Source organism: Thermosulfurimonas sp. (assembly GCF_015491435.1).
GTDB lineage: Bacteria > Desulfobacterota > Thermodesulfobacteria > Thermodesulfobacteriales > Thermodesulfobacteriaceae > Thermosulfurimonas_A.
The window spans coordinates 1-4,814 of the sequence record NZ_WFVX01000173.1; the positions used below are offsets into that span (position 1 = coordinate 1).

Consider the following 4,814-nt stretch of genomic DNA (forward strand, 5'->3'; position numbering starts at 1 on the left):
GGGTTCCCTTTTCCGGAAAAAATCCTATTTCCGAAAGGGTGAGTTCAAAGGGCTCAAAATCCCGGGCGGTTTGCTCCGCGGCTTGCACTAGGGATGGAAGTTTCTCCTCCGGGATCTCCCCGAAGAACTTGAGCGTGAGGTGAAAACCCTCCGGACGCACCCAGCGCACCCCCGCCCCTGCAGCACGCAGTTCCTCCTGCAGTCCGCGGAGGATCTCCTTGATTTCTTCCGGCAGGGCTACGGCCAGAAAACAGCGCATCAGGCCTCCTCCAGGATCTTAACATCCTCAAGATCCCGCGGCCGCCCGGAAGCCTTTTTGGACCGGATAAGATCCTCCCGGGAGACGAGATAAAGCTTTACCCCCTGAAACTCCGTTTCAATTCTTCGCTCCCAGGCCTCCTCAAAAGAGAGTCCCGGGGTGCGGGTCTGGACATCAAGCCTTACCCGATCTTCAAACACCACGCTCTCGTGCCTTAAAAGCTCCTCTGGAGAAATGAGGGCCGCGGTTCCCATTTGCGCCTCCTCAAGGGCCTTAAACAGGTGCGAAGCATTTTCCGGAGTGGCCTCTATCAAAATATCTAAATCAAACGTCGCCTGCGGAACCCCGTGATATACCGCGGCAATTCCTCCTATGATGAGGTACTTAACCTGATTCCTTTCTAAGGATGCGAATATCTCGCGATAACGGTTGAGCATTCCGCACCTTACCTTTAAACAGTTCAGGATTGAGGCTTAAAATGAATTCCATAAACTCGTCAAATACCCGCAGTCTTTCCTCCGGGGAGAGTTTTCGAAACCATTTCCCTTTGATTTCCGGGGTTTCAAGCTCTTTAAGGGTTCCGGTTTTCATGGTGTCTTGGCGAAACGATAGGTCGGGTAAAGGTTCCCGGTAAGAAGATAGCGACGCAGCCAGTCAAGGGCGGTATAAGCGGAAAGGGTCTGGACCTCGTGCCGGGTCCCGGGGAAGTGGAACTTCCGGGCCACGGTTTCCGTGGGGGTGGAAAGGCCGATCCAGACCGTGCCCACGGGTTTTTCCGGGCTTCCTCCGCCCGGGCCGGCGATCCCGGTTACCGAGAGGGCGAAATCCGCACCGAAACGCCTCCTTGCCCCTTCGGCCATGGCGCAGGCTACCTCCTGGCTTACGGCCCCGAAGAGCCGGATGAACCTTTCCGGAACCCCGAGGAGCCCCACCTTGGCGCTATTGGCGTAGGTCACCGCCCCGCCGAGAAAATAATCCGAGGATCCGGGAATGCGGGTTATGAGAGAGGCCATGAGGCCCCCGGTGCAGGACTCGGCCACCGAAACGGTCGCCCCGCGCGCCCGCAGCATCCGCCCGAGGGCCAGGGGAAGTTCCTCCTCGTCCTCCCCGAAAAGGTGCTCGGGAAAGCGTTCCTTAAGGACTTTTACCGCCTTTTCAAGAAGCTCTCGCACCTCGCGATCTTCCCTCCCCCGGGCGGTGAGAACCACCTGGACCTCCGGGAAGACCGGATAAAACCCTACCTCCAGTTCCGGAGGAACGGTCTCCTTTACCACCTGATTGATTTCCGCCTCCCGCAGATCAAAAAAGCGCAGGGTGCGGGTGCAGAGGGTTTCCCGGGGAGGAAAGGTCTCCAGCAGCACCGGAAGCACTCGATCTATCAACAGACGCTGAAATTGTTCCGGTACTCCGGGTAGAAAGAAAAGGAGCCGGTCTTTTTCGCGCAGCAGGTATCCGGCCACGGAAAGATCCCTGGAGAGGGGGCAGGCCCCCCGGGGGAGATAGGCCATCTTTTCCCGCAGGGGATGGGCCGGAAGCCCCTGTCGTTTTTCCGTTTCCCGGATCCGGGCCAGGATCTCCGGATTGAGCTCCAGAGGCAGGCCCAGGGCCTCGGCCGCGGCCTCGTTGGTGAGGTCGTCCTCGGTGGGTCCGAGGCCCCCGCTAATCAGGAGAAAATGGGCCTTGGAAAGCAGATGCCGAAGGTAAAAGACGATTTCTTCCTTTTCGTCGCCCACGGTAACGATTTCGCGCACCCGATAGCCGTAGCGGGAAAGACGTTCCGCGGCCCAGAAACTGGTAACATTGGGAACCCGGCCGGAGACGAGTTCATTGCCTATGGCCAGGATGGCACCTTCCATCCCTTCCTATGTATCACAAAACCGGGGTCAATTCCATTCCAGAAGTTTCTGACGCAGGGAAAAGAGGCGGTCGCGGAGAGCCGCGGCCCGCTCGAATTCAAGATCCCTGGCGGCCTTTTTCATCTCCTTTTCCACCCGTTTGATCTCCCGCTTGAGTTCCTCAAGGCTTGAAAACCTCTCCTCATCCTCCACCTCAAGGAGTTTGGGAAGATCCACATAGTCGGCCTCGGCGATGCGGGCGAGCGTGTCCTCCACTTTCTTTTTGACCGTTTGCGGGGTGATCCCGTGCCGGCGGTTATACTCCTCCTGGATGCGCCGGCGGCGATTGGTCTCCTCAATGGCCTTCTTCATGGAGGGGGTGATTTCGTCCGCATAAAGGATGACCGTTCCGTTTGCGTTCCGGGCCGCACGCCCCATCATCTGGATGAGTGAACGCTCGGAGCGCAAAAACCCTTCTTTATCCGCATCAAGGATGGCCACAAGCGACACCTCCGGGATATCAAGCCCTTCGCGCAAAAGATTGATCCCCACCAGCACATCAAAGACCCCCTTGCGGAGGTCCCTTATGATCCTGGCCCGCTCAAGGGTCTTAATGTCGGAGTGAAGATACTTCACCCGGATCCCGAGGTCCGCGTAGTATTCGGTAAGCTCCTCGGCCATGCGTTTGGTGAGGGTGCAGACCAGGACCCGCTCGCCCCGGGCCACCCGTTTCCGGATCTCGGAAAGGAGGTCGTCCACCTGGTTCTGTGCCGGGCGCACCTCAACCCGCGGGTCAAGAAGCCCAGTAGGCCGGATGATCTGTTCCACCACGCGGCCTTTGGCTTTCTCAAGCTCGTAGGGTCCGGGGGTGGCTGAGACATAGATCACCTGGTTCACCCGGGCCTCAAACTCCTCAAAGGTAAGCGGCCGGTTGTCAAGGGCCGAGGGGAGCCTGAAACCGTATTCCACCAGGGTCTCCTTGCGGGAACGATCCCCGCGGTACATCCCGGCAAGCTGCGGGATGGTGATGTGGCTTTCGTCAATGAAGATGAGGAAATCGTCCGGAAAGTAGTCAAGGAGCGTATAAGGGGGTTCTCCGGGGCGGCGGCCGTCAAGATAACGGCTATAGTTCTCGATCCCGTGGCAGTAGCCCACCTCCTCAAGCATCTCCAGGTCATAGAGGGTGCGTTTCTTGAGGCGTTCGGCGTAAAGGTGCTCTCCGCGTTCCTCAAAGTAACGCACGCGCTCCTCAAGTTCCTTTTTGATCTCCTCTATGGCCCGGCGCAGGCGGTCCTCCTCGGTCACGTAATGGGTGGCCGGGAAAACCACAGTCTCCTTAAGTCTCCCCAGGACCTTTCCCCGGAAGGGGTCGATGACCTTTATGGCCTCGATTTCGTCCCCGAAAAGCTCCACCCGCAAAGCCCGTTTTTCCTCGCTTGCCGGAAAGATCTCCACCACGTCCCCGCGCACGCGAAAGGTCCCGCGGCGGAAGTCGTAGTCGTTTCGCTCGTAGTGCATGGTAATAAGGCGCCTTATGAGCCGATCCCGGGGAAGGGTGTCTCCCACCCGGAGGTAAAGATGCATGCGGGCATAGTCCTCCGGGGAGCCCAGGCCGTAGATGCAGGAGACACTCGCCACCACGATCACGTCCCGGCGGGAGAGCACCGCGGAGGTGGCCGCATGCCGCAGGCGGTCTATAAGGTCATTTATGGAGGCGTCCTTTTCAATGTAGGTGTCCGTGGCCGGGATGTAGGCCTCGGGCTGGTAGTAGTCGTAGTAGGAGACGAAGTATTCCACGGCGTTATCCGGGAAAAAGCGGCGGAATTCGTTATAGAGCTGGGCGGCAAGGGTCTTGTTCGGGGCGATGATGAGGGTGGGGCGATTCACCCGGGCGATGACATTGGCCATGGTGAAGGTCTTCCCCGAGCCGGTGACCCCTAAGAGGACCTGGTGTTTGAACCCGGAAAGGACCCCCTCGGTGAGGGCCTCTATGGCCTGCGGCTGGTCCCCGGTGGGCTTAAGGTCCGTGGCCAGGTGAAAGCGTTCCTCGCGGGGCCTCAGACCGTAAAACATAACTTTTAGAAGCGAAAAAGCCTTTGGAAATTAAAGTTAAGGCGGCAGGGGCCGAGATCAAAGGTGTAAAGCCCTTCGGGAAAGATTCCCTCCCGGAGATAGCGTTCTTCCTTTAAGCGAAAGACCTCGGCCTCGTTTCGATCCGGGTCCACCAGGACGTAGTACTTTACCCCGGCCTCCTCGTAGAGGGCGAACTTGAGGATGCGGTCCTTCCGGGCGGTGCTCGGGGAGAGGACCTCAAAGATCATCACCGGGGGTTTGGTGATAAAATCTTCCTCCGGAAGCTCCCCGCAGAAGACCAGGTTGTCGGGCTGGACCACGGTGTCCTCGGAGATCTTCCAGTCCACCGGAAGAAGAGCCACGCACTCCGGACAGCCGGCCTCCTCAAGAGCCTCCTCCAGGAGGTAGGCGATACGCCCGCTCAGGCGCTGGTGTTTCGGGTGGGGGAGGGGGGTCATGGCGTAGGGCACACCCCGGATGAGTTCCCAGCGCCCCTCCCAGCTTCGATAATCCTCGTAAGTGTAATGGGGATAAAGACCAAAAGTCGCGGCCTTACTCATTTTGTTGCTCCTTTACGGGGCTAATTTCCATTTTAAACCCTTTTAAGGCCGCTTTCACCTCCTCGGAGAGTCTCCTCAAGGGGATTC

5 protein-coding genes are annotated in these 4,814 nt (G+C 58.6%); all 5 read right to left on the bottom strand.

Annotated features, from left to right (window positions below; translation table 11 throughout):
- Nucleotides 1–259 (bottom strand): RNA 2',3'-cyclic phosphodiesterase (gene thpR / locus F8J34_RS07855; protein ID WP_297058023.1); only part of this gene is annotated, 259 nt, incomplete at its 3' end.
- Nucleotides 259–696 (bottom strand): nucleotidyltransferase, encoded by a 438-nt coding sequence (locus F8J34_RS07860; RefSeq protein WP_297058025.1) that lies wholly within the window; start codon nucleotides 694–696, stop codon nucleotides 259–261. The genes F8J34_RS07860 and thpR, both read right to left, overlap by 1 nt.
- 150 nt (nucleotides 697–846) lie before the next feature.
- Nucleotides 847–2,115, bottom strand: a complete 1,269-nt coding sequence (locus F8J34_RS07865; protein ID WP_297058026.1) for a CinA family nicotinamide mononucleotide deamidase-related protein — start codon at nucleotides 2,113–2,115, stop codon at nucleotides 847–849.
- Between the two features lie 27 nt (nucleotides 2,116–2,142).
- A complete protein-coding gene (uvrB, locus tag F8J34_RS07870) occupies nucleotides 2,143–4,167 on the bottom strand; it encodes an excinuclease ABC subunit UvrB (protein ID WP_297058027.1) in 2,025 nt (674 codons plus the stop codon).
- Between the two features lie 5 nt (nucleotides 4,168–4,172).
- A complete protein-coding gene (locus tag F8J34_RS07875; protein ID WP_297058031.1) occupies nucleotides 4,173–4,727 on the bottom strand; it encodes a Uma2 family endonuclease in 555 nt (184 codons plus the stop codon).
- Nucleotides 4,728–4,814 lie beyond the last annotated feature (87 nt).